Source organism: Agrococcus terreus (assembly GCF_014645235.1).
GTDB lineage: Bacteria > Actinomycetota > Actinomycetes > Actinomycetales > Microbacteriaceae > Agrococcus > Agrococcus terreus.
In genome coordinates this window covers 971,737-994,438 of the sequence record NZ_BMLM01000001.1, presented here as the reverse complement: position 1 = coordinate 994,438, position 22,702 = coordinate 971,737, and the positions used below count along the sequence as shown (strand labels likewise).

18 protein-coding genes and 1 tRNA gene are annotated in these 22,702 nt (G+C 74.1%); 10 read left to right on the top strand and 9 right to left on the bottom strand.

Annotated features, from left to right (window positions below):
* Window positions 1–6: 6 nt before the first annotated feature.
* The 3 genes from IEW90_RS13965 to IEW90_RS04805 all read right to left on the bottom strand — a co-directional run bounded on the left by IEW90_RS13965 (window position 7) and on the right by IEW90_RS04805 (window position 1,748).
* A complete protein-coding gene (locus IEW90_RS13965; protein ID WP_188716590.1) occupies window positions 7–495 on the bottom strand; it encodes a TFIIB-type zinc ribbon-containing protein in 489 nt (162 codons plus the stop codon).
* Window positions 496–656: 161 nt separating this feature from the next.
* A tRNA-Glu gene (locus IEW90_RS04810) sits at window positions 657–729 on the bottom strand.
* A 116-nt stretch (window positions 730–845) separates the two neighbouring features.
* Window positions 846–1,748 (bottom strand): diacylglycerol/lipid kinase family protein, encoded by a 903-nt coding sequence (locus IEW90_RS04805; protein ID WP_188716589.1) that lies wholly within the window; start codon window positions 1,746–1,748, stop codon window positions 846–848.
* Between the two features lie 207 nt (window positions 1,749–1,955).
* On the opposite strand from IEW90_RS04805, the gene IEW90_RS04800 reads away from it, so the two are divergent.
* Window positions 1,956–2,588 carry an MBL fold metallo-hydrolase gene (locus IEW90_RS04800; protein ID WP_188716587.1) on the top strand — a complete coding sequence of 211 codons (633 nt, stop codon included), beginning with the start codon at window positions 1,956–1,958 and terminating at the stop codon, window positions 2,586–2,588.
* A 40-nt stretch (window positions 2,589–2,628) separates the two neighbouring features.
* Window positions 2,629–3,384 carry a sulfite exporter TauE/SafE family protein gene (locus IEW90_RS04795; protein ID WP_188716584.1) on the top strand — a complete coding sequence of 252 codons (756 nt, stop codon included), beginning with the start codon at window positions 2,629–2,631 and terminating at the stop codon, window positions 3,382–3,384.
* Between the two features lie 27 nt (window positions 3,385–3,411).
* Here the strand turns inward: IEW90_RS04795 and IEW90_RS04790 are convergent, their stop codons facing one another.
* Together IEW90_RS04790 and IEW90_RS04785 are read right to left on the bottom strand one after the other, a co-directional pair.
* Window positions 3,412–4,368: a succinylglutamate desuccinylase/aspartoacylase family protein gene (locus tag IEW90_RS04790; protein WP_188716582.1), complete on the bottom strand. Its 957-nt coding sequence runs from the start codon at window positions 4,366–4,368 to the stop codon at window positions 3,412–3,414.
* Complete coding sequence (locus IEW90_RS04785; protein WP_188716579.1) at window positions 4,358–4,846, bottom strand: ATP-dependent zinc protease family protein; 489 nt, start codon at window positions 4,844–4,846, stop codon at window positions 4,358–4,360. The genes IEW90_RS04790 and IEW90_RS04785 overlap by 11 nt, the downstream gene beginning before the upstream one ends.
* A gap of 33 nt (window positions 4,847–4,879) precedes the next feature.
* Here IEW90_RS04785 and IEW90_RS04780 point away from each other — a divergent pair, with 33 nt between their 5' ends.
* Window positions 4,880–6,070 carry a RimK family alpha-L-glutamate ligase gene (locus IEW90_RS04780; RefSeq protein WP_188716577.1) on the top strand — a complete coding sequence of 397 codons (1,191 nt, stop codon included), beginning with the start codon at window positions 4,880–4,882 and terminating at the stop codon, window positions 6,068–6,070.
* Between the two features lie 263 nt (window positions 6,071–6,333).
* Here IEW90_RS04780 and IEW90_RS04775 read toward each other — a convergent pair whose 3' ends face one another.
* Window positions 6,334–7,869 carry an APC family permease gene (locus IEW90_RS04775; RefSeq protein WP_188716575.1) on the bottom strand — a complete coding sequence of 512 codons (1,536 nt, stop codon included), beginning with the start codon at window positions 7,867–7,869 and terminating at the stop codon, window positions 6,334–6,336.
* A gap of 161 nt (window positions 7,870–8,030) precedes the next feature.
* Between IEW90_RS04775 and IEW90_RS04770 the strand changes: the two genes are divergently transcribed.
* A complete protein-coding gene (locus IEW90_RS04770) occupies window positions 8,031–9,038 on the top strand; it encodes an AraC-like ligand-binding domain-containing protein (protein ID WP_188716573.1) in 1,008 nt (335 codons plus the stop codon).
* A 61-nt stretch (window positions 9,039–9,099) separates the two neighbouring features.
* Window positions 9,100–11,181, top strand: a complete 2,082-nt coding sequence (locus IEW90_RS04765) for a primary-amine oxidase (protein ID WP_188716571.1) — start codon at window positions 9,100–9,102, stop codon at window positions 11,179–11,181.
* A 68-nt stretch (window positions 11,182–11,249) separates the two neighbouring features.
* Here IEW90_RS04765 and IEW90_RS04760 read toward each other — a convergent pair whose 3' ends face one another.
* Window positions 11,250–12,653, bottom strand: coding sequence for an aldehyde dehydrogenase family protein (locus IEW90_RS04760; RefSeq protein WP_188716569.1), 1,404 nt, complete (start codon window positions 12,651–12,653; stop codon window positions 11,250–11,252).
* 240 nt (window positions 12,654–12,893) lie between these two features.
* Entirely contained in the window at window positions 12,894–15,842 is a 2,949-nt protein-coding gene (locus IEW90_RS04755; RefSeq protein WP_188716567.1) for a cytochrome P450, read from the bottom strand.
* A 96-nt stretch (window positions 15,843–15,938) separates the two neighbouring features.
* On the opposite strand from IEW90_RS04755, the gene IEW90_RS04750 reads away from it, so the two are divergent.
* Together IEW90_RS04750 and IEW90_RS04745 are read left to right on the top strand one after the other, a co-directional pair.
* Window positions 15,939–16,874: a LysR family transcriptional regulator gene (locus tag IEW90_RS04750; RefSeq protein WP_188716559.1), complete on the top strand. Its 936-nt coding sequence runs from the start codon at window positions 15,939–15,941 to the stop codon at window positions 16,872–16,874.
* 8 nt (window positions 16,875–16,882) lie between these two features.
* A complete protein-coding gene (locus IEW90_RS04745) occupies window positions 16,883–17,287 on the top strand; it encodes an HtaA domain-containing protein (protein ID WP_188716557.1) in 405 nt (134 codons plus the stop codon).
* 70 nt (window positions 17,288–17,357) lie between these two features.
* Here IEW90_RS04745 and IEW90_RS04740 read toward each other — a convergent pair whose 3' ends face one another.
* Entirely contained in the window at window positions 17,358–18,764 is a 1,407-nt protein-coding gene (locus IEW90_RS04740) for an MFS transporter (RefSeq protein ID WP_188716556.1), read from the bottom strand.
* 192 nt (window positions 18,765–18,956) lie between these two features.
* Here IEW90_RS04740 and IEW90_RS04735 point away from each other — a divergent pair, with 192 nt between their 5' ends.
* The 3 genes from IEW90_RS04735 to hpaE are packed head-to-tail and all read left to right on the top strand — an operon-like array spanning window position 18,957 to window position 22,653.
* Complete coding sequence (locus IEW90_RS04735; RefSeq protein ID WP_188716554.1) at window positions 18,957–20,480, top strand: fumarylacetoacetate hydrolase family protein; 1,524 nt, start codon at window positions 18,957–18,959, stop codon at window positions 20,478–20,480.
* Complete coding sequence (locus IEW90_RS04730) at window positions 20,477–21,166, top strand: GntR family transcriptional regulator (protein ID WP_188716553.1); 690 nt, start codon at window positions 20,477–20,479, stop codon at window positions 21,164–21,166. Before IEW90_RS04735 ends, IEW90_RS04730 begins: the two co-directional genes overlap by 4 nt.
* Entirely contained in the window at window positions 21,163–22,653 is a 1,491-nt protein-coding gene (gene hpaE, locus IEW90_RS04725; RefSeq protein WP_188716551.1) for a 5-carboxymethyl-2-hydroxymuconate semialdehyde dehydrogenase, read from the top strand. Before IEW90_RS04730 ends, hpaE begins: the two co-directional genes overlap by 4 nt.
* Window positions 22,654–22,702 lie beyond the last annotated feature (49 nt).

The following is a 22,702-nucleotide window of genomic DNA, read 5'->3' as shown; positions in this document are numbered from 1 at the left end:
TGCCGCTCAGCCCAGGATGTCGCCCAGCCAGCCGCCCTTCGAGCGGCGACGCTGGTCGTAGCGCGGGTCGTAGCGGTCGTCGTAGCGGCGGTCGTCGTAGCGGCGATCGCCCTGCGCGCGCTTCTGCACCTCGTTCAGGAGCTTGTCGGCGACGGCACCGAGGCCGCCCGACGACCCCTGCCGGTGGTCGCCCTGCCGCTGGTCCCACTGGGGCTGGCCGTAGGGCTGCTGCTGGCCGTACGGCTGCTGGTCGGGCTGCTGGCCGTAGGGCGCCTGCGGCGCCTGCGCCTGCTGGCCGTACGGCACCGGCTGGCCGTAGGCGGGCTCGCCCTGCTGGGCCTGCGGCGCTGCGGGCGCCTGCTGCTCGGCGCGCTCGAGGATCTTGTCGAGCTCGCCGCGGTCGAGCCAGATGCCGCGGCACTGCGGGCAGTAGTCGATCTCGATGCCGCTGCGCTCGCTCATGGTGAGGGTGGTGCCGTCGGTAGGGCACTGCATGGTGGGCTCCTCTCGTGGGGTCCGCCGGCCATCCTCCCGAGCGTGCCTGTGCGCATCCGATGACGTCGGCGAACAGGGGGGTGCCGCGGCGGGCCGTCCTCGACGGCCTGGCCCGGACGCGACGAAGCCCCCGCCCGTGGAGGGCGGGGGCTTCGATCAGGTGACCCCAGCGGGATTCGAACCCGCGTTACCGGCGTGAGAGGCCAGCGTACTAGGCCGCTATACGATGGGGCCTTGCCGCTTCCCTGCGGAAGCAACCTGGATAGTGTGGCACACGATCCGAGCGTGCGCCAAATCGAGCGGACGTCGGGCCGTCGAGCGCGCCTCCGGCGCCTCGATGCGCCGCAGGATCACGCGCCGGAGGGCACCGGCAGCAGCACCCGCAGCGCGCCCGGCATGGTCGAGCAGCGCACGGGCAGGCGCCCCACGACCTCGCCGTCGGCGCACACGACGACCTCCTCGTCGCTCGCGAGCTCGACCGTCTCGCAGTCGATCGTCGTCACCCGCGGATCCGACTGGTGCGTGCCGCGCAGCGCACGCACGAGCAGGCGCAGGAACGCCGGGTAGCGGAGCTCGTCGGCGAAGACCGCCGTGAGCAGGCCGTCGCGCATCGAGGCGCTCGCCGCGAGCGGGATGCCGCCGCCGAGCGTGCGGTTGTTGGCGACCGCGGCGATGACGGTGCGCCAGGTGCGCTCCGCTCCCCCGTCGATGCGGACGCGGAAGCTGCGGTGGCGCAGGCGCAGCAGCGTCGCGACGATCGCCGCCTCGTAGCGGACGCGGCTCGGCACGCGGCGCATCCGGGACGACCGCACCGTGACGTCGGCGTCGAAGCCGACCGACACGATGCCGGCCGCGAGCGCCACGCCCTCGGGATGCTCGATGCGCACGAGGTCGATGCGCTCGGGGCGGGCGGCGAGCGCGGCCTCGAGCCCGTCGATCGCCTGCTCGACCGAGCGGATGCCGAGGGCCTCGGCGAGGTCGTTGCCGCTGCCGGCGGGCACGACGAGCAGCGGCTTCGAGGTGCCGCCGACCACCTGCAGCGCGACGTGCACCATGCCGTCGCCGCCGACGGCGACGAGCGCGTCGCCGCGGATCATCGCGAAGCGCGTCTGCTCGAGCTGGCCGCGCGCGTCGGCCGCCGCGACGTGCGTCACCTCGTGGCCGAGCTCCGCGACGCGGGCCGCGACGCGCGCGCCCACCTCGCCCGATCGTCCGAACCGGGCTGCGGGGTTCGAGGCGACCACGACGTGCACGGCACGACCCTACGGCTGCCTGGCCCGCGCCCCGCGCATCCGCCCCGCGACCCGCCCTCGGCCCCGCACCGCTCGTCCGCGCGGCGGCGACCCGCACATGTGCAGGAAAGGGTTGCCATGCGCATGCCAGAACAGCCGTTTCCTGCACATGTGCGGGTGGAGCGACACGCTCACCCGGTGGCCGGAGGGCGGGCGTAGGGTGACCGCATGCGCGTCACCAAGCATGCCCACGCCTGCCTCGTCCTCGAGGAGGAGGGGCAGCGGCTCGTGATCGACCCGGGCAACCAGACGGGCCCGCTCGCCCCGACGGGCGTCGTCGCGATCGTCATCACCCACGAGCACGCCGACCACTGGGACGCCGAGCACCTGCGGGCGCTCCGCGGGACCAACCCGAACGTGCCCATCTACGGCCCGGAGGGCGTGGCCCGCGCCGCGGAGGGCTTCGACGTGCGCGCGGTCGAGGCGGGCGAGCGCGTGACCGCCGGACCGTTCCGACTGCGCTTCCTCGGCGGGCAGCACGCCGTCATCCACTCCTCCATCCCCGTGGTCGACAACCTCGGCGTGCTCGTGAACGAGGCGCTGTACCACCCGGGGGACTCCTACGCCGTGCCCGACGTCCGTCCCGCGCTGCTGTGCGCGCCCGTCGGCGCGCCCTGGCTGAAGATCGGCGAGGCGATGGACTTCGTGCTCGAGGTCGCGCCGCACGCGACCATCCCCATCCACGAGGCGCCCATCAGCGCCATGGGCCTCGCGATGGCGAACGGCCGGATCGAGTGGGCCGTGCAGCAGGGCGGCGGCACCCACCACCCGCTCACCTCGGGCGAATCGATCGAGCTCTGAGCGCGGTCCGCCGCGCGCTCCCCCGCGTCGGGGCGCGCGCGTGATCGACGCGCTGCCGCTCGCGGTGCTCTGCGTCGCGCTGCTCGTCGCGACCGTCTCGCAGCGCGTCGCCGGCATGGGCTTCGGCCTCGTGATGGGGCCGACGGCCGCGCTGCTCGTGGGCCCGATCGCCGCGGTCGTGCTCGTGAACGTCACCGCGATCGTCGCCTGCGGCCTCATCCTGCCGCGCGTCTGGCGCGGCATCGACTGGCGCCGGCTCGCCTGGATCGGCATCCCCGCGGCGATCGCCAGCATCGGCGGCCTGCTGCTCGCGCGCGTCGTGAGCGCCGACCTGCTGCGCATCGCGGTCGGCGCGGTCGCGATCCTCGGCGTCGTGCTCGCGCTCGCCTTCACGCGCACCGAGCACCGGCTCGACGGGCCGATCACGCGGCTCGTCGCCGGCAGCACCATCGGCGTGCTCAACGCCTCCGTCGCCGTCGGCGCGCCCGCGGTCGGCGTCTACCAGATCGTCTCGCGCTGGGAGCCGCGCGCGTTCGCCGCCACGATGCAGCCGTTCTGGGTGCTCGTGAGCGCCTCGACGCTGCTCGAGCGGCAGCTGCTCGTGCCGCAGGGCTGGCCCGAGTGGCCATGGTGGGCGTGGGCGGCCGTGATCGCGGCGACCGCGGCCGGCACGCTCGTGGCGGAGCCGATCGCGCGGCGCCTCCCGGCGCGCGCGGTGCGCATCGCCATCGTCGTGCTCTCGATCCTGGGCGGCGGCGCCGTCATCGTGGCCGGCGCGATCGGGCTCGCGGGCTGACGCATCCGGCCGACGGCCGCAGCGCGCTCAGCCCTCGGGGACGGCGATGTGCGCGACCGCGTCGCCCGCGTGCACGATCGGCGCGCGCGTGAGCCCGACGACGATGCCGTCGCGGTCGGCGCGCACGATGCGGCCGCCCGTGCCGAACGCGTCCGCCACGCGCCCGAGCCTCGCGCCCGCCTCCACCTGGTCGCCGAGGTCGACCTCGAGGTGCAGGATGCCGGAGCCGCGCGAGCGCACCCAGCCGCTCGTGCGGCAGGCGACGGGCGGCTCCGCGTCGTCGTCGTCCTCGGCGTCGAGCATGCCGAGCGCGGCGAGCACCCGCAGCACGCCGGCGACGCCCACCTCGATCGGCTCGTCCTCGAAGCGCAGCGCCTCGCCCGCCTCGTAGAGCAGCGCGATCGCGCCGGCGTCGCGCGCCGCCTGCCGCAGCGAGCCGTCGCGCAGCCGCGCGTGCAGCATCACCGGCGCGCCGAAGGCCTCCGCGAGCCGCCGCGTCTCGGGGTCGTCGAGGTCGGCGCGGATCTGCGGCAGGTTGTCGCGCCGGTCGGAGCCGGTGTGGAGGTCGATGCCCACGTCGCACTTCGCGACGACCTCGGTCATGAGGAGGTGCGCGATGCGGCTCGCGAGCGAGCCGCGCGCGGAGCCCGGGAAGGAGCGGTTGAGGTCGCGGCGGTCGGGCAGGTAGCGATCGCCCGTCATGAAGCCGAGCACGTTGACGACGGGCACGGCGACGACGGTGCCGCGGATCGTGCGCGGGTCGAGCAGCGCCAGCACCTGCCGGATCACCTCGACGCCGATCACCTCGTCGCCGTGGATCGCCGCGTCGAGCCAGACGGTGGGGCCGTCCTCGCGCCCGTGCACGACGCGCACGGGCAGCGTGACGTCGCCGCCGGTCACGAGCCGGGCGACCTCCAGCTCCACGAGCTGCGAGCGGCCCGCGCGCACGCGCACCGAGCCGATCGCGAACGACTCACGCGCCACCGCGCCCCCGGTTCCGCAGGCGCACCGCGCGCGACGGGCGGCCGCCGACGTACGAGGCCGAGGAGTCGACGAGGAAGCCCTGCCGCAGCGCCTCGCGGCCGATGAGCATCCGGAAGCCCATCTCGTCGCGGCGCGTCAGCGTCACCTCGGTCTCGACCGTGCGGCCGAGCAGCGCGATCTCGAGCAGCACGACGATGCGCTCCTGCTCGTGCCCGGTCGACGAGCGCACCACGCGCCGGTCGTGCACGGGCCGCTCGACGACGGCCGCGTCGGCGTCCGAGCGCTGCCACGGGTGCACCGTGAACCGCACCCATGGTGCCCCGTCGCGCTCGAGCTCCTCGAGGTCGAAGGCGTGCAGCGCGCTCGAGCGCGCCCCGGTGTCGAGCTTCGCCTTCACGTGGTCGACGCCCGTGCCCGGGAGCCCGATCCACTCGCGCCAGCCGGCACGCGCCGGGGTGCTTGGATGGTCGGTGCCCATGCGGACATCCAACCAGGAAGGCAGGTGCGCTCCATGAGGCTCGCCATCCTCTCCCGCGCGCCCCGCGCCTACAGCACGCGGCGCCTGCGCGCGGCGGCCGTCGACCGCGGCCACGACGTGAAGGTGCTCAACACCCTCCGGTTCGCGATCGACCTCTCGGGCGACGCGCCCGACCTGCAGTTCCGCGGTCGGCAGCTGCGCGACTACGACGCGGTGCTGCCCCGCATCGGCAACTCGATCACCTACTTCGGCACGGCCGTCGTGCGGCAGTTCGAGCAGATGGACGTGTACACGCCCAACACGGCGAACGGCATCGCGAACTCGCGCGACAAGCTGCGCGCCACGCAGATCCTCGCCCGCCACGACATCGGGATGCCCGCCACGACCTTCGTGCGCGACCGGGCCGACGTGATCCCCGCCATCGAGCGCGTCGGCGGCGCGCCCGTCGTGCTGAAGCTGCTCGAGGGCACGCAGGGCATCGGCGTCATCCTCGCCCCCACGATCAAGGTCGCGGAGGCGATCATCGAGACGCTGCAGTCGACGCGGCAGCAGGTGCTCATCCAGCGCTTCGTGACCGAGAGCAAGGGCCGCGACATCCGCGCGCTCGTCGTCGGCGACCGCGTCGTCGCCGCGATGCGGCGCGTGGCGCAGGGCGACGAGTTCCGCTCGAACGTGCACCGCGGCGGCAGCGTCGAGGCCGTGCACCTCGACCCCGAGTACGAGCGCGTCGCCGTGCGCGCCGCCCAGATCATGGGCCTCAAGGTCGCGGGCGTCGACATGCTCGAGGGCAACGACGGCCCGCTCGTCATGGAGGTCAACTCCTCCCCCGGGCTCGAGGGCATCGAGACGGCCACGAACCTCGACGTCGCCGGCGCGATCATCGACTACATGGCCGACCAGGTGGCCTTCCCGCAGATCGACGTGCGCGAGCGGCTCGCCATCTCGACCGGCTACGGCGTCGCCGAGCTCGTCGTGCACGGCGACGCCGACCTCGTCGGGCAGACGCTCTCGGAGTCGGGCCTGCGCGAGCGCGACATCTCGGTGCTCACGATGCACCGCGGCACCTCGGTGATCCCGAACCCGAAGGGCCGCACGGTGCTCGAGGCGGAGGACCGCCTGCTCTGCTTCGGGCGGCTCGAGGAGATGCGCTCGATGATCCCGGCGAGGCCGAAGCGCCGCGCGCGGGTGAAGAAGCTGCCGAAGCAGCCGCTGCAGGAGGACTGACTCCGGCCCGCCGCCCTTCCTCCGCCCGTCGAGCCGGGTAGCGCCGTTCCCTCCGCCGGTCGAGCCGGACGGCGCCGCAGGCGCCGCCCGAGTCGAGACCACAGCGCGGCGGACCGTTCGCCACGCGGTGGCTTCGCCTCGCTCAGCGGCCTCCTGCCGCGGAGCGGCTCAGCCAGGGGTGACCCCGGAGGAATCGGCGCTGAGCGGGCACACGGCTGCACAGTGCGGCCATGTGCCCGCAGGGAGCTGACACCTCCGGTGGCTCAGCGGGCGGCGTCGGCGCGCGCGACCGGCACCGCGCCCGTGCCGATCGACTCGAAGGCGTGCGGGCGGCGGTGCTTCGCCTGCACGGCGATCGCGAGCCCGACGACCGCTGCGACCACCAGGAGCCCCGGCAGCGCGAAGGTGAGGAAGCCGGTCTCGGCCTCGCCGAGCAGCAGGTTCCAGTTCGCGAGCGTCAGCACCGTCACCGTCGCGAAGAAGGCCGCCGCGATCGCGGGCGCGACGAGCCGCGTCCACGCGCCGACCCCTCGCCGGTCGCGGGCGAAGAAGCCGATGACCGCGACGGACACGACGGCCATGAGCACGATGAGGCCGAGCGCGCCGAGGTTCGTGAGCCACGTGAAGAGCGTGAGCACCGGGTAGAGCGGGCCGAGCTCGCTGCCGGCGCCCGCGATCGCGAAGGCGATGACGACGACCGCCGCGAGCGCGGTCTGCGCGAGCGATCCGAGCGCGGGCGCGCCGCGGCCGTTCACGCGGCCGAACGACGGCAGCAGCATGTGCTCGCGCCCGAGCGCGAACGCGTAGCGGGCGACGGCGTGGTGGAACGAGATGAGGGCGGCGAGGAGGCTCGAGATGAAGAGCACCTGCGCCAGGTCCGCGACGATCGGCCCCACCCGCTCCCCCAGCTGCACGAAGAGCAGGTCGGGGCCGTTCTCCTGGGCCGCGCCGACCGTCGCGCTCGGACCCGATCCGATGAGCATCGCCCACGCGCTGAACGCGTAGAACGCGCCGATGACGATGACGGCCGTGAAGGTCGCGCGCGGCACGGTGCGCACCGGATCGCGCGCCTCCTCGGTGTAGATCGCGCCCGACTCGAAGCCCATGAACGCGGCGATGCCCATGACGAGCACGACGCCGATGCCCGGCGCCAGGAGGTCGCCGGGCGCGAAGCCGGCCGCCGACACGCCCTCGGGCGCGACGGCGAGCGAGACGACGTCGTACACGAGCACCGCCACGAACTCGAGCGCCACGAGCACGCCGACGACCTTCACGGAGACGTCGACGCGGTTGACGCCGAGCACGGCGATGAGCGCGATCGTGACGAGCACGAACGCCCACCACGGGATCTCGGCCCCGGTCTTCGCGGTGACGAAGCTCGACGCGGTGAAGCCGAGCATCCCGTAGATGCCGATCTGCATGGCGTTGTAGGCAACGAGCGCGGTCCACGCCCCGGCCACGCCAGCCTCGGGTCCGAGGCCGCGGGCGATGTACGCGTAGAACGCGCCGGCGTTGCGGATGTGGCGGCTCATCGCGACGTAGCCGACCGCGTAGACGAGCAGGCCGCCCGCCAGCAGCAGCATGCCGAGCGGCACCCCGGTGAGGCCGGAGACGGCGTAGTTCGTGGTGACGCCGCCCGCGACCACCGTGAGGGGCGCGGAGGCGGCGATGATCATGAGCACGATCGCCGGCACGCCGAGCCCGGCGCCTCCCGCGCCGAGCCGGACAGCGCCCTCCCCGGGCGCCGCGCTCGCGGAGGTGGGGGTCGCGGGGGTGGGGGTCGCGGATGCGGTCGCCATGGTCAGCTCCTTCGCCGGCACGGTGCGGGTTCGCAGCGATCCTGAACCCGCCCGCGTTGCGCGGGGCCGACGGGGGCTTGACGGTGCGCGCACGATCGCCGTGGCGCGGCCCTCGCGCGCGCGTCGCGCGCGGCTATGCTGACCGGCACAGAGGGGGCAGCGTGCGATCGACCTTCGACTTCCCTCCGCTCGACGGCGAGCCCATCGGCATCGCGGAGTGGCGGCGCCAGGTGACGGCGAGCTTCGTCGCGCTCGACATCCACCCGCTCTCGGAGGAGCCGTTCCAGGGCCGCATCGCCCGCACCGACGTCGGGCAGGTGTCGGTGTTCCGCATCGAGCACACGGCGTGCATCGTCGCCCGCACGCCGAAGCTCGTGCGGCGGGGCGCGAGCGACCTCATCAAGGTGAGCCTGCAGCTCTCGGGCGACGAGGTCATCGAGCAGGACGGCCGCGTCGCGCTGCTGCACCCCGGCGACATCGCCATCTACGACACCTCGCGGCCCTACACCCTGCGCTTCGACGGCACCACGAGCCTGCTCGTGCTCACCTTCCCGCACGGCTACCTCGACCTGCCGCGCGAGGAGCTCGCGGCGGTCACCGCCACGGCCTTCCCCCTCGAATCGCCGCTCGGCAGGGTCGTCAACCCGTTCCTCGCGGGGCTCGCCGGCAGCCTCGAGGAGCTGCCGGGCTCGAACGGCCAGCGGCTCGCCCGCACCGCGCTCGACCTGCTCATGACGCTCGTCTCCTCCGAGCTGCAGCAGGGCGTGCAGCAGGACCCGAAGCGGCAGCTGCTCCACGAGATCCTCGGCACGATCGACCGCATGCTCGGCGACCCCGACCTCTCCCCCGCCCAGATCGCGAAGGCGCACTTCATCTCGACCCGGCACCTGCACGCCGTCTTCGCCGAGCGAGGCATCACCGTCGCCGGCTGGATCCGGGAGCGGCGGCTCGAGCACATCCGCCGCGACCTCGCCGACGCGACGCTCCACGACCAGACGATCGCGGCGATCGCGTCGCGCTGGGGCCTCGTCAACCCGGCGCACTTCTCGCGCCTGTTCCGCGCCACCTTCGAGCAGAGCCCGAGCGAGTACCGGCAGGCGACCGCGCTCGAGCCGGAGGCGGAGCCGCTCGGCGCACGCGCGCTGGCGACGGCAAGCGGCCTGCGCTGAGGCGCAAGACCCGGCCGAGCGCGACTCCTAGCGTGGGGGCCACGCTCGACGAGGAGACCCCATGCCCGATGCCACGCACACCCACGGCGCCCGCGACTCGCACCTGACCGAGGCCGCGCATCCGCTCGACGCGCTCACCCCGGGCGAGATCGGCCGGGTGCGCGCCGCGCTCGAGGCGGCCGGCGCGCTGCGCGACGACACGCGCTTCCCGATGCAGCTGCTGCTCGACCCGCCGAAGGCCGCGCTGGCCGCGTGGGCGCCCGGCGATCCGCTCGGCCGCCGCGTGCTCTCGACGCTCCTCGACACGAGCACGGGGCTCGTGCGGGAGGCGGTGGTTGCGCTCGGCACGTCGGCATCCGAGGACCGGGTGGCGTCGATCGAGGATCTGCCGACCGGCGAGGCGCCCTACGGCCAGCCGCAGTACCTCTTCGAGGAGTACGAGCTCGTCGACGAGATCGTCAAGGCGGATCGAGGCTGGCGCGCCGCGATGGCCTCGCGCGGCCTCGACCACATGGACCGAGCGCTCGTGGTGCCGCTCGCCCCCGGCCAGTTCGGCGAGGCCGACGAGGTCGGCCGGCGCATGATGCGCTCGCTCACCTTCCTGCCGCCGCACGCGGGCGACAACCCGTGGTCGTTCCCCGTCGAGGGCCTCGTGCTGCTCGTCGACGTGACCGGGCGGAAGGTCGAGAAGCTCGTCGACGAGCGGCAGGTGCCCGTGCCCGACATCGACGGCAACTACGACGACGCCTCGGTCGGCGCGCGCCGCACGAGCCTCAAGCCCATCGAGATCACGATGCCCGAGGGGCCGAGCTTCACGGTCGACGGCAGCCACGTCACCTGGGAGCAGTGGCGCTTCCGCGTCGGGTTCTCGATGCGGGAGGGGCTCGTGCTGCACGAGCTCGGCTGGCAGGACGGCGAGGAGCTCCGCAGCGTCGTCCACCGCGCGAGCGTGCCGGAGATGGTCGTGCCGTACGGCGACACGAGCGAGACGCGGCGCTGGATCAGCTACTTCGACGCCGGCGAGTACCACCTCGGCAAGAACGCGAACTCGCTCGCGCTCGGCTGCGACTGCCTCGGCGCCATCCACTACTTCGACGCGCACCTCGCGGGCGACACCGGCGAGGCGTTCACGATCCCTCGCGCGATCTGCATGCACGAGGAGGACTTCGGGATCCTCTGGAAGCACCGCGAGCTCGACGGCGAGACGACCCACGGCCGGCGCTCGCGCCGGCTCGTCATCTCGTACTTCGCGACCGTCGGCAACTACGACTACGGCTTCTTCTGGTACCTCTACCTCGACGGCTCGATCCAGTTCGAGGCCAAGGCCACCGGCATCGTCTTCTGCGGCGCCGACCTCCCCGGCACCGTGCAGCGGCACGCGACCGAGATCGCGACGGGCCTCTTCGCGCCCGTCCACCAGCACATCTTCTGCGCGCGGCTCGACATGGACGTCGACGGCACCGACAACTACGTCGACCAGGTCGACCTCGTGCGCATCCCGATGGGGCCCGAGAACCCGTGGGGCAACGCCTTCGGCCACCGCCGCGACCGCGTGACCGAGGCGGGGTCGAGGCTCGGCGACGGCGCGCTCGGGCGCACGTGGCACATCGGCTCCGCGTCGCGGCGCAACGGGCTCGGCAGGCCCACCGAGTACCAGCTCATCCCCGAGGCGCGCGCGACCCTCATGGCCGATCCCGCCTCGACCGTGCACGCGCGCGGCACCTTCGCGACGCAGCACCTGTGGGTCACCGCGCACCGCGACGACGAGACGTTCCCGGCCGGCCGCTACCCCAACCAGCACGCCGGTGGCGACGGCCTGCCCGCGTTCGTGGCGGAGGGCGGCGACGTCGACGGCGACGACCTGGTCGTCTGGCACTCCTTCGGGCTCACGCACATCCCGCGGCCCGAGGACTGGCCGATCATGCCCGTCGACTACTCCGGCTTCTGGCTCAAGCCCGTCGGGTTCCTCGACCGGAACCCCACGCTCGACGTGCCGGAGGCCGGCCACGACGGCGACGGTTGCGGCTGCGAGGGCGGCGGCTGCGACTGCGGCGGGCACGGGCACGGGCACGATGGTGCCGCCCACGACGGGCACGACGGCCACCACGGCCACGACGGCGAGGACCACGTGGCGATCCGCTGACGCCACGAGGAAGGGCCCCGCTCCTCGCGGGGCCCTTCCTCGTGCGGCGGCTCAAGGCCGACGGCGCGTCAGCCGTGGATGACCTGCGGCACCGCGACGGCCTTGAGGCCCTCGACGCCGAACTCGAGGCCGAAGCCCGAGCCCTTCACGCCGCCGAACGGCGCCATCGGGTGGATCGTGCCGTGCGAGTTGATCCACACCGAGCCGGCCTGGATGCGCGCCGCGACCTCGCGCGCCCTGGCCGGATCCGACGACCAGACGCTCGCGCCGAGCCCCGCCTCGCCGCGGTTCGCTCGCTCGACGACGTCGTCGACGTCCGACCAGCGCAGGATCGGCAGCGCGGGGCCGAACTGCTCCTCGGCCACGAGCCCGGCGTCGTCGCCGATGCCGTCGACGAGGGTCGCCGGGTAGAACCAGCCCTTCGCGTCGCGGTCGGGCTCGCCGCCGAGCAGCACCCGGCCGCCCGCGGCCTTCGCCTCCTCGACGAGCCGGTCGACGATCCCGAACTGCTGCTCGGTGGTGAGGGGGCCGAGCACGTTCGCCTCGTCGACACCCGATCCCATCGGCATGGCGCCGGCGACGGCGACGAGCTCGCGCACGACGTCGTCGTACACGTCCTCGTGCACGTAGAGGCGCTTGAGCGCGGCGCACGTCTGCCCGGTGTTGATGAAGGCGCCCCAGAAGAGGCCCTCGGCGATGGCCTTCGGATCGACGTCGGGCAGCACGATGCCGGGGTCGTTGCCGCCGAGCTCGAGCGTGAGGCGGGTGAGGTTGTCGGCCGAGGCGCGCATGATCGCCTGCCCGGTGCGGGCGGATCCGGTGAACATGATCTTGCCGAAGGCCGGGTGGCCCGTGAGCGCCTCGCCGAGGTCGCGGTCGCCCGCGAGCACCGTGAGCAGACCCTCCGGCAGGTGCCGGTTCACGAGGTGCGCGGTGGCGAGCACGCTGAGCGGCGTGTGCTCGCTCGGCTTCATGACGACCGCGTTGCCCATCCGCAGCGCGGGCGCGTACTGCCAGGTGGCGATCATCGCGGGCCAGTTCCAGGGCCCGATCGCGCCGACGAGGCCGATGGGCCGGTAGTAGACGGTCGCCTTGGCCTGCCCGTCGTCGACGACGACCTCCGGCTCGAGCTCGGTCGCGATCGTCGCGCGCAGCCATGCGACGACGGCGCCTGCCTCGAAGCGGGCGCCGGGGCCGCTGAGCGGCTTGCCCTGCTCGCGCGCGATGAGCTGCGCGAGCGCCTCCTGGTTGGCCTCCACCTCGTCGGCCGCGGCGGTGAGCGCGGCGCGGCGCTCCTGGTCGGACAGCGCGGCCCAGGCGGGCTGCGCGGCGCGGGCGGCGGCGATCGCGCGCTCGAGGTCGTCGGGCGTCGAGGCGGGCGCGTGGGCGAAGACCTCGCCCGTGGCCGGATCGATCACCGGGATGCCGTCGTCGGCGCGCACTGCGCCGAGCAGGGACTCGTAGGTCTCCATGGTTCCTCGCTCTCCATCGAAGGGGGACCCGCTCATCCTCCGCCGCGGCCGGGGGCGCGACCACGCGAGGCGCGCACGGCGCTTGCCGACGCGCGCACGACGCACCGGTTCGCTCACCCGGTCGAGCCGGGCGGCGCCGTCCCCTCTCCGGCCGAGCCGGACGGCGCCGCCCGAGTCGAGACCACGGCGCGGCGGACGACTTGCCCTGCTGTGCCTTCGACTCGCAGCGGCCTTCGGGCGTCAGCGGGCGGGGGCGAGCGCGAGTGCGGCCAGCACGCCGTCGGCCCACTCGCGCGCAGCCTCCGCCGCCGGCGTCGCGCCGCCCGCGTCGTGGCGGCCGTACTCGCCCACCCGCTCGGCGCCGCACGCCGCGAGCGCCTCGTCGACGAGCTCGCTGCCCCGCGAGTACGTGCGCGCGTAGCTGCGGTCGCCCATCCCGAGCATCGCGTACCGGAGCCCCGACAGGTCGGGCCGCTCGCCGAGCGCCGCGAGGAACGCCCTCGCCGAGGTCGGCGCCTCGCCGTCGCCGTAGGTGGAGCAGACGACGAGGTGGAGGCGCGAGGCGTCGAGCGCATCAGGAGTCGCTTCGGCGAGATCGACCACCTCGACGTCGGCGCGGTCGGCGATGGCCCGCGCGACCTCGTCGGCGACGAGCTCGGCGCCGCCCGACTCGGTGCCGAACAGCACCGTCACCGGCAGGCCGCCGCCCTCGCCCGTGCGGGTCTCCGACGCGACCTCCGACAGCGGGATGCCGAGGTCGGCCGCAGCCTCTCGCATCCCGGCGACGTCGCGCAGCTTCGCGCGCTCGCGGCCGGGCGCCGCCCCCAGCCGCTCGCGCACGTCGATGCGGCGCCAGCCGTCGAAGCCCACCTCCCCGGCAACGTCCGACAGCCCGGGCGCGCCGACCGCCACGGCCCCGGACGCGAGGTCGTCCTGCAGCAGCCGCGCGAGCTCGCGCGCGTCGGCGCGCTGGTCGGGGATCGTGCCGCGCGGCCCGCGCCGCAGCCAGCCGGCGGCGTAGAGGCCCGGCTCGACCCGGCCGTCGGGATGCGCGCCCGCAGGCACCGGCGCGTCGTCGTCCGCGGCGAAGCCGACCGCGGTGACCACCGCATCCACGTCGAGCGCAGCCTCGCCGTCTGGGCCCCGCAGCACGAGCCGGCGGACGGTGCCATCAGCCTCGATGCGCACCGGCGCGTGCCCGAACCACCAGCGCACCTCCACCCGGGCCGCACCATCCCCGCCCGCAGCGAGCGCCCGCACCGCGTCGACGCGCGCGTCCCGCCCCTCCGGCTGCGCGAGGTCGGCGCCGTGCACGCGGTGCCGCACGCCCGGCAGGCCCGCGAGCTCGCGCACCATGACCGGATCGAAGCGGGCGTCCTCCGGCGCGCTCCGACCGACGACGTCGATCGTCCGCAGCGAGCCCGCGAGCCGCGCGTGCGCCTCATCGTCGACGTCGGAGCCCTCGAAGCCCGCCGCGTCGCGCGCCAGGAGCCGCGCGACGTCCATCGCGACGTTGCCCATCCCCACGACCGCGACGCGCTCGCCGAGCGACGGCGCCTCGCCCTCGTCCGGATGCGCGTTGAGCAGCCGCGTGACGCGGCCGGCGCCGTGCACGCCCGCCAGGTCGTCGCCCGGCACCCCGAGCGAGCGGTCGGCGCGGAGGCCCGTGGCGAGCACGACCGCGTCGTACGCTGCTCGCAGCTCGTCGAGCGCGACGTCGGTGCCGAGCCGCACGCCGCCGCGGAACCGCACGCCCTCGTGCAGGAAGAGCCGGTCGAACTGCGCCGCGACGGTCTTCGTGCCGCGGTGGTCGGCGGCCACGCCCGAGCGCACGAGCCCGTACGGCACGGGGAGCGCCTCGAGCACGTCGATGGACGCGGCGGGCAGCGCGCGCCGGATCGCCTGCGCCGAGAAGCAGCCCGCCGGGCCGGAGCCGACGACGGCGACGCGGGGCGCGGGCCCGGCGGCCGGCGCCGCGGCCGCCACAGCGCCGCCCGAGCGCACCGAGCGCCACCGCACCGGCAGGTCGAGCATGCCGCGGAACACCCAGCCGCCGATCCGCGCCTCGCGATCGGGGTCGAGCTCGAGCCCCTCGAGCCGCCCGAGCAGCATCGGCAGGGCGACGTCGGCGACCTGCGCGCGAGCGACCCACGCGCCGAGGCACACGTGCACGCCCTTCGAGAAGGCGAGGTGCGGCTTGACCTCGCGGCGCACGTCGAAGCGCTCCGGGGCATCCCACACGCGCTCGTCGCGGTTGGCCGAGAGGATGCAGATGCCCAGTCGCGCCCCGGCGGGCAGGCGCGTGCCGGCGAGCACGGTGTCGCGCGTCACCTGCCGCGAGTACAGGCCGATGGGCGCGATCCACCGCAGCGTCTCGTCGAACACCGCGTGGTGGAGGCTCGGGTCGCCCTCGACGGCGCGGCGCTGCTCCGGGTGCGTCAGCAGCCCCCACGCGGCGACGCCGAGCGCGTCGCGCGGCTCGTTGAGGCCGCCGCCGATCGTCATCTTCACGTTGGCGCGGATCCGCTCCATCGGCATCTCGTAGTCGGGGATGCGGAGCAGCTGCGAGAGCAGCGACTCGTTCGGGTTGGCGGCGTGCCACGGCAGGATCTCGGCCAGCGCCGCGTCGACCTCGTCGAACGACCGCTCCCCCTTCGCCCACACGTCGGGGTCGTCGGCGTAGTTGCCCGTGGCGTCGATGAGGGTCTGCGACCAGCGCTGCATCTGCTGCTGCGTCACGTTGGGCAGGCCGATGATCTCGCGGAGGCTCTCGGCCGCGAACGGCGCCGCGAAGTCCCAGATGAGGTCGCCGCTCGTGCCGCGCTCGACCATCTCGCCGAGGTACCGCTCGGCGATGGCCTCGAACCGCGAGCGCCAGACCCGCTTCACGACGCCCGGTCGAAGCGCCGGCTGCCACGCGGTGCGCTCGAGCCGGTGCTCCGGATCGTCGCGCCGCAGCATGGAGTGCCCCATCGCGCGGATCTGCAGCGAGCCCTGCTCGTTCGCCGAGAACGTCTCCTGGTCGAGCTCGGTCGCGTGCACAGCCTCGTACGTGGTGATCAGGTAGCGCCCCACCGCCGGCACCCAGTGCACGCCGCCCTCCGCGCGCAGCCGCTCGTAGATCGGGAACGGGTCGCGGTACAGGTCGGGGATCGTCACCCAGTCGGCGACCGGAGCGTCGGTGCTCATCGGGTCCTCCTCGTCGAAGCCTTGCCCCGATCCTCCCGCCCGGGCATGCTGAGGGAAAGCGGATCATCTGCCGCAACTTCGTCGATGGAGTCGAACATGGATGCGCTGGACGCCCCGGCCTTCACCCTGCGGCAGCTGTCGTTCCTCGTCTGCGCCGCCGACGAGGGCACCGTCGCCGGCGCCGCGGCCCGGCTGCGCGTCTCGCCCTCGGCCGTCTCGGACGCGCTGTCGGAGCTCGAGCGCTCGCTCGGCACGCGGCTCGCCGTGCGGCGGCCCGCGCGCGGGATGACGCTCACGAGCAGCGGCGCGGAGGTCGTCGCCCGCGCCCGCACGCTGCTCGCCGCATCCCGCGAGCTCGAGGGCTCGCTGCGCGGCGCACCGGGCGAGCTCGTCGGCCCCATCGCGATCGGCTGCTACCCCACGCTCGCGCCCACGATCCTGCCGCCGCTGCTCGAGCGGTTCGGCCAGCAGCATCCGCGCGTCTCGCTCGAGGTGGTCGAGGCGACGCACGACCGGCTCGAGCACCGGCTGGAGTCGGGCGAGCTCGACGTCGCGTTCACCTACGACACGCTCGTGCACGGCCAGCCGCGGCGGGCGACGCTGTTCGAGCTCATCGCGCACGTCGTCGTCGCGGCCGACGACCCGGTCGCGGGGCAGGAGCGGGTGCGCCTCGCCGACCTCGCCGAGCGCGACCTCGTGCTGCTCGACGCGCCGCCGTCGACCCAGCACACGCTGTCGCTCTTCGCCGCCGCGGGGGTCGCGCCGCGGGTGCGGCACCGGGTGCAGAGCGCGGAGGCGGTGCGCGCGCTCGTGGGACGCGGGCTCGGCTACGGCGTGCTCGTGCAGCGGCCCGCCGTGCCGGTGAGCTTCGAGGGGCGGCCGCTCGCCATCCGCGAGATCGAGCCGGCGGTGCCGCCCGTCGGCGTCGAGGTCGTCTGGCCCGCGGGCTCGGAGCCCACCGAGCGCACCGCCGAGCTCATCCGCTTCGCCCGCGCGCAGCGCTGGACCGTCGCGACGGGGGCGGCGGCATGAGCGGCGGCATGCACTGGGGCATCAAGGCGTCGCTGCTCGCCTACGTGCGCCGGATGGCCGACGGCGCGGTGTCGCTCGCCGACGGCGCCGAGGACGACGGCGCAGGCGGGGTGCGCTGGCCCGCCGGCGACGCGCCGCTCGCCTTCCGCGGCAGCGTGACGCTCACCGGCCACGGCGGGCTGCTGCGCGTGACGATCGCGGATCCGTCGCTCGTCGAGGTCGACGGCGGCTGGGCGCTCGAGGTCGCCGATCCCGACGACCCCGGCCTCCGCCTCCGCTTCGCGACGATCGAGGCGTTCGACGGCGAGCGCACCAGCGGCACCGCCCTCACCGAGGACGGCGCCGACCTGTTCTTCGGCCCCTACGAGCGCGGCACGCCGACCGACGACGCGGTCGTCGACGCACAGCAGTAGTCGCAGCCGCGGCACGACACGGCGGGAGGAGCCGGAGCCCCTCCCGCCGCGTGCCGCGCGGTGCTGCGCGTCAGCCCTTGCGAATCGCCTCGCGGTCGACCTCCGAGACGGCCTCGAACGCGTCGCCGCGTCGCCAGGCGTCGAACTTGCCCGTGCGCTCGAACTCGACCGACAGCGGGATGCCCGTGCGGTCCTTCATGAGCAGCGTGCCGATGACCGACACGACCACCGTGAAGAGCAGGTAGCCGACGATCGCCCACGTCGAGCCGGTCGACTGCAGCAGCGCCTGCGCGATGGTCGGGGCGAAGGCGCCGCCGATGATCGCACCGATCGCGTAGCCGATCGAGACGCCCGAGAAGCGCACCGAGGCCGGGAACGACTCCGCGTACCAGGCGGCCTGCGCGCCGTAGGTGAGGCCGAGGCCCGCGCCGAGCAGGATCGTCGCGATGGCGACGCCGCCGACGCCCGTGTAGACGAGCTGGAAGAGCGGCACGATCGTGATCGCGAGCACCACCCAGCCGATGAGGTACAGGCGCTTGCGGCCGATGCGGTCCGAGAGCCAGCCGCCGAGGAACGTGAACACGAGCCACGACAGCGAGCCAGCGAAGGTCGCCAGCTGCACGCCGACCGGGTCGAAGCCGAGGCCGGGAGGCGTCGCGTCGACGGGGCGCGAGGCGAGGCCCTGCACGTAGCCGCCGGTGGTCATGTAGCCGGTGGCATTGTTGGCCATGAAGATCATCGCCGCGAAGAGGATGATCGCGCCGTACTTCGCGAAGACCTGCTTGACGGGCGCCGACTGCTCCTGCGCCGTCTCCTTGATCTCCTGGAACACCGGCGACTCGTCGACCGAGCGGCGCACGACGTAGCCGACCACGACGAGGATGATCGACAGGAAGAACGGGATGCGCCAGCCCACCTCGAGGAAGGCGTCGCCGGGGAAGATCGCGCGGATCGCGGCGAGCACGCCCGTGGCGAGCAGCATGCCGAGCGGCACGCCCGCCTGCACGAACGAGCCGAAGAGGCCGCGGCGGTTGGCGGGCGCGTGCTCGATGGCCATGAGCACGGCGCCGCCCCACTCGCCGCCGGCCGAGAGGCCCTGCAGGATGCGGAGGATCATGAGCAGGATCGGCGCGATGATGCCGGCCGCCTCGTAGGTCGGCAGCGCGCCGACGAGCGTCGTCGCGACGCCCATGAGGAGCAGCGTGATGACGAGCATCGGGCGGCGCCCGAGCTTGTCGCCGTAGTGGCCGGCGAGGAACGCGCCGAGCGGGCGGAAGAGGAACGAGATGCCGATCGTCACGAGCGACAGGATCTGCGCGACCCCGGGCCCGGCCGGCTCGAAGAAGAGCTGCGCGAACACGAGGTTCGCCATGAAGGCGTAGATGAAGAAGTCGTACCACTCGATGGTGGTGCCGACGACGACTGCGCCGAGGACCTTGTTCCGCTCCTTCGCGGAGGTGTGCGTCGTGCTGGACACGCTGACTCCCTTGTCAGTGGTGGGCCCCGGATGCGACCAGGGGGTTCGGCATGGAACGTATACGATCCTGCGCGCTTCGGCAAGCGCCCTTCGGCGGGTCTTCCGCGACCGCCGCGTCGGCCGCCAGGATTGGCTCGTACGACGCCTCGCCGCGCTTGACAGCGGCCGCGACGGATCGTATACGATGCCCGCATGGATGCATCGACGCACCTCCCCGCCGCCGGCGCCGCCCACCCCCACGGCGGCCCCGCCGCCGCCCGCGACGCCTGGGCGCTGCTCGGCGCCAAGCCCGGCACGGTCGCCGCGATGCACATCTCCTACGCCGCGCGGGCCGCCCAGAAGGGCCGCACGCCCGAGGCGCCCGGCTACTTCCTGAAGCCCGCATCCTCCCTCTCGACCGGCGGCGAGTGGACGGTGCCCGCCGGCACCGAGATCTTCGGCTTCGAGGGCGAGCTCGCGCTCGTCATCGGCCGCGAGGCGCACCGCGTCTCCCCCGAGGACGCCTGGTCGCACGTCGCCGCCGTCACGGCCGCGAACGACCTCGGCGTCTTCGACCTCCGCTGGGCCGACAAGGGCGCCAACGTGCGCTCGAAGGGCGGCGACGGCGCGACGCCGATCGGCCCCGCGCTGCTCGACGCCGGCCGGCTCGACCCCGCTGCCATCGAGCTGCGCACCTGGCTCGACGGCGAGCTCGTGCAGGCCGACGAGACCGCGGCCCTGCTCTTCTCCCTGCCCGAGATCGTCTCCGACCTCTCGCAGACCCTCACCCTCTCCCCCGGCGACGTCATCCTCACCGGCACGCCGGCCGGCGCCTCGACGTTCGCGCCCGGCCAGACGGTCGAGGTGGAGGTCGCGGCGACGACGACCGACGGCGAGCGCGTGAGCACGGGCCGCCTCGCGACCACGGTGCGCGTCGGCGACCACGCCCTCCCGGCGCACTCCGCCCAGCCGAAGCCCACGCCCGACCAGTGGTCCGACGCCTCCGGCCGGCCGCTCGCCGACTTCCAGGAGTCCGAGGCGCCCGTGCTCACCGACGCGCTCCGCGCGCAGCTCTCGACCGTCGCGCTCGCGACCCTCTCGTCGCTGCTGCGCAAGCGCGGGATGAACAACGTCTCGATCGACGGCCTCCGCCCCACGCAGCCCGGGCAGCGCCTCGTCGGCACGGCCCGGACGCTCCGCTACGTGCCCAACCGCGAGGACCTCTTCACGGCCCACGGCGGCGGCTACAACGCGCAGAAACGGCTCTTCGACTCGCTCCGCCCGGGCGACGTCGTCGTCATCGAGGCGCGGGGCGAGACCCGCTCCGGCACCCTCGGCGACATCCTGGCGCTGCGCGCCCGCCACCTCGGCGCCGCGGGGCTCATCACCGACGGCGGCGTGCGCGACCTCGACGTCGTGACCGAGATCGGCGTGCCCACCTGGCACGCCGGCGGCCATCCCGCGGTGCTCGGCCGCCTCCACGTGCCGTGGTCGCACGACGAGACCGTCGCGTGCGGCGGCACCACCGTGCAGCCGGGCGACATCGTCGTCGGCGACGGCGACGGCCTGCTCGTCATCCCGCCCGGCTTCGCGCAGGAGCTCGCCGACGAGGCCGTCGCGCAGGAGGCCGAGGAGGCGTTCATCGCGCGGATGGTCGAGGAGGGCCACCCGGTCGACGGGCTGTTCCCGATGAACGCCGAGTGGCGCGCCCGCTACGAGGCCGAGGCCGGCGCATGACCGCCGAGACGGCGCAGCTGAGCAAGTCGCAACTCGCCTTCCGCGTCGTGCACGACCGAATCGTCGACGGCACCTACCCGCCCGGCCAGCGCCTCGTGCTCGACGCGATCGGCACCGAGCTCGGCATGAGCGTCGTCCCCGTGCGGGAGGCGATCCGGCGGCTGGAGGCGGAGGGCCTCGTCACCTTCGAGCGCAACGTTGGCGCCCGCGTCGCCGAGATCGACGAGCACGAGTACTGGGACACGATGGAGACCCTCTCGTACGTCGAGGGCGCCGCCGCGCACGTCGCCGCGCCCTACGTCACGGCCGCAGCCGTCGCCCGCGCCCGCGAGCTCAACGCGCAGCTGCGCGGCATGCTCGACGACCTCGACCCCGTCGCGTTCACCCGCACGAACGAGCTGCTGCACCGCACGCTCACCGACCCGTGCCCCAACGCGCACCTGCGCGACCTCGTCGACCGCGGCTGGCGCCGACTCGCGCGGCTGCGCGCCTCCACCTTCTCGTTCGTGCCCGCCCGCGCCGCCGAGTCGGTCGACGAGCACGACCGCATCCTCGACCTCGTCGAGGCCGGCGCCGACGCGCTCGAGATCGAGCTCGCCGTGCGCGCCCACCGCCTCGCGACCCCCAACGCCTACCTCCGACGCGCGCCCCAGGACGGCGCCGCCCACCGACAGGAGCACCGATGACCACCCGACCCGCGGGCCTGCCCGACCACATCCAGCACTACATCGACGGGCAGCGCGTCGACTCGATCGACGGCGATCGCTTCGACGTGCTCGAGCCGGTCGGCAACGAGGTCTACACGACCGCCGCGCGCGGCAAGGCGGCCGACGTCGACGCCGCCGTCGCCGCCGCGACCCGCGCCTTCGAGACCGGCCCGTGGCCGAGCATGAAGCCGCGCCAGCGCGCCCGGATCCTCAACCGCATCGCCGACATCGTCGAATCGCGCGACGCCGAGCTCGCCGCCTTCGAGTCGTTCGACTCGGGCCTGCCGATCACGCAGGCGAAGGGCCAGGCGCAGCGCGCGGCCGAGAACTTCCGCTTCTTCGCCGACCTCATCGTCGCCCAGCGCGACGACACCTACAAGGTGCCCGGCAGCCAGATGAACTACGTGAACCGCAAGCCCAAGGGCGTCGCGGGCCTCATCACGCCGTGGAACACCCCGTTCATGCTCGAGTCGTGGAAGCTCGCGCCCGCGCTCGCATCCGGCTGCACCGTCGTGCTGAAGCCCGCCGAGTTCACGCCGCTCTCCGCGTCGCTCTGGGCCGGCATCTTCGAGGAGGCGGAGCTGCCCCAGGGCGTCTTCAACCTCGTCAACGGCATCGGCGAGGAGGCCGGCGACGCGCTCGTCAAGCACCCGGGCGTGCCGCTCATCTCGTTCACCGGCGAGAGCCGCACGGGTCAGCTGATCTTCGCCAACTGCGCCCCGCACCTCAAGGCGATGTCGATGGAGCTCGGCGGCAAGAGCCCCGCCGTCGTCTTCGCCGACGCCGACCTCGACGCGGCCATCGACTCCACGCTGTTCGGCGTCTTCTCGCTGAACGGCGAGCGCTGCACCGCCGGCAGCCGCATCCTCGTCGAGCGCCCGATCTACGAGGAGTTCCTCGAGCGCTACGCGGCGCGCGCCGAGCGGATCGTGGTCGGCGACCCGTCCGACCCGGCCACCGAGGTGGGCGCACTCGTGCACCCCGAGCACTTCGACAAGGTGATGTCGTACGTCGAGATCGGCAAGCAGGAGGGCCGCCTGCTCGCCGGCGGCGGCCGCCCCGAGGCCTTCCCCGAGGGCAACTTCGTCGCCCCCACGGTCTTCGCCGACGTCGCGCCCGACGCCCGCATCTTCCAGGAGGAGATCTTCGGCCCGGTCGTCGCGATCACCCCCTTCGACACCGACGAGGAGGCCCTCGAGCTCGCGAACGGCGTGCGGTACGGCCTCGCCGCCTACATCTGGACGAGCGACCTCGTGCGCGCCCACACCTTCGCGCAGTCGGTCGAGGCGGGCATGGTGTGGCTCAACAGCCACAACGTGCGCGACCTCCGCAGCCCCTTCGGCGGCGTGAAGGCCTCCGGCCTCGGCCACGAGGGCGGCTACCGCTCGCTCGACTTCTACAGCGACCAGCAGGCCGTGCACATCACCCTCGGCGACGTCCACACGGCCCGCTTCGGCGCGCGCTGACGCGCCCCCACCGCATCCGAACCCGCACGCACTCGACGAGGAGCCGCGA

What these genes read in the sequence shown, in the direction of transcription:
- IEW90_RS13965 (WP_188716590.1), bottom strand. Translation starts at nt 495, where the DNA reads ATGCAGTGCCCTACCGACGGCACCACCCTCACCATGAGCGAGCGCAGC.
- IEW90_RS04800 (WP_188716587.1), top strand. Translation starts at nt 1,956, where the DNA reads ATGCGCGTCACCAAGCATGCCCACGCCTGCCTCGTCCTCGAGGAGGAG.
- IEW90_RS04785 (WP_188716579.1), bottom strand. Translation starts at nt 4,846, where the DNA reads ATGGGCACCGACCATCCAAGCACCCCGGCGCGTGCCGGCTGGCGCGAG.
- IEW90_RS04780 (WP_188716577.1), top strand. Translation starts at nt 4,880, where the DNA reads ATGAGGCTCGCCATCCTCTCCCGCGCGCCCCGCGCCTACAGCACGCGG.
- IEW90_RS04775 (WP_188716575.1), bottom strand. Translation starts at nt 7,869, where the DNA reads ATGGCGACCGCATCCGCGACCCCCACCCCCGCGACCCCCACCTCCGCG.
- IEW90_RS04765 (WP_188716571.1), top strand. Translation starts at nt 9,100, where the DNA reads ATGCCCGATGCCACGCACACCCACGGCGCCCGCGACTCGCACCTGACC.
- IEW90_RS04760 (WP_188716569.1), bottom strand. Translation starts at nt 12,653, where the DNA reads ATGGAGACCTACGAGTCCCTGCTCGGCGCAGTGCGCGCCGACGACGGC.
- IEW90_RS04755 (WP_188716567.1), bottom strand. Translation starts at nt 15,842, where the DNA reads ATGAGCACCGACGCTCCGGTCGCCGACTGGGTGACGATCCCCGACCTG.
- IEW90_RS04750 (WP_188716559.1), top strand. Translation starts at nt 15,939, where the DNA reads ATGGATGCGCTGGACGCCCCGGCCTTCACCCTGCGGCAGCTGTCGTTC.
- IEW90_RS04745 (WP_188716557.1), top strand. Translation starts at nt 16,883, where the DNA reads ATGCACTGGGGCATCAAGGCGTCGCTGCTCGCCTACGTGCGCCGGATG.
- IEW90_RS04735 (WP_188716554.1), top strand. Translation starts at nt 18,957, where the DNA reads ATGGATGCATCGACGCACCTCCCCGCCGCCGGCGCCGCCCACCCCCAC.
- IEW90_RS04730 (WP_188716553.1), top strand. Translation starts at nt 20,477, where the DNA reads ATGACCGCCGAGACGGCGCAGCTGAGCAAGTCGCAACTCGCCTTCCGC.
- hpaE (WP_188716551.1), top strand. Translation starts at nt 21,163, where the DNA reads ATGACCACCCGACCCGCGGGCCTGCCCGACCACATCCAGCACTACATC.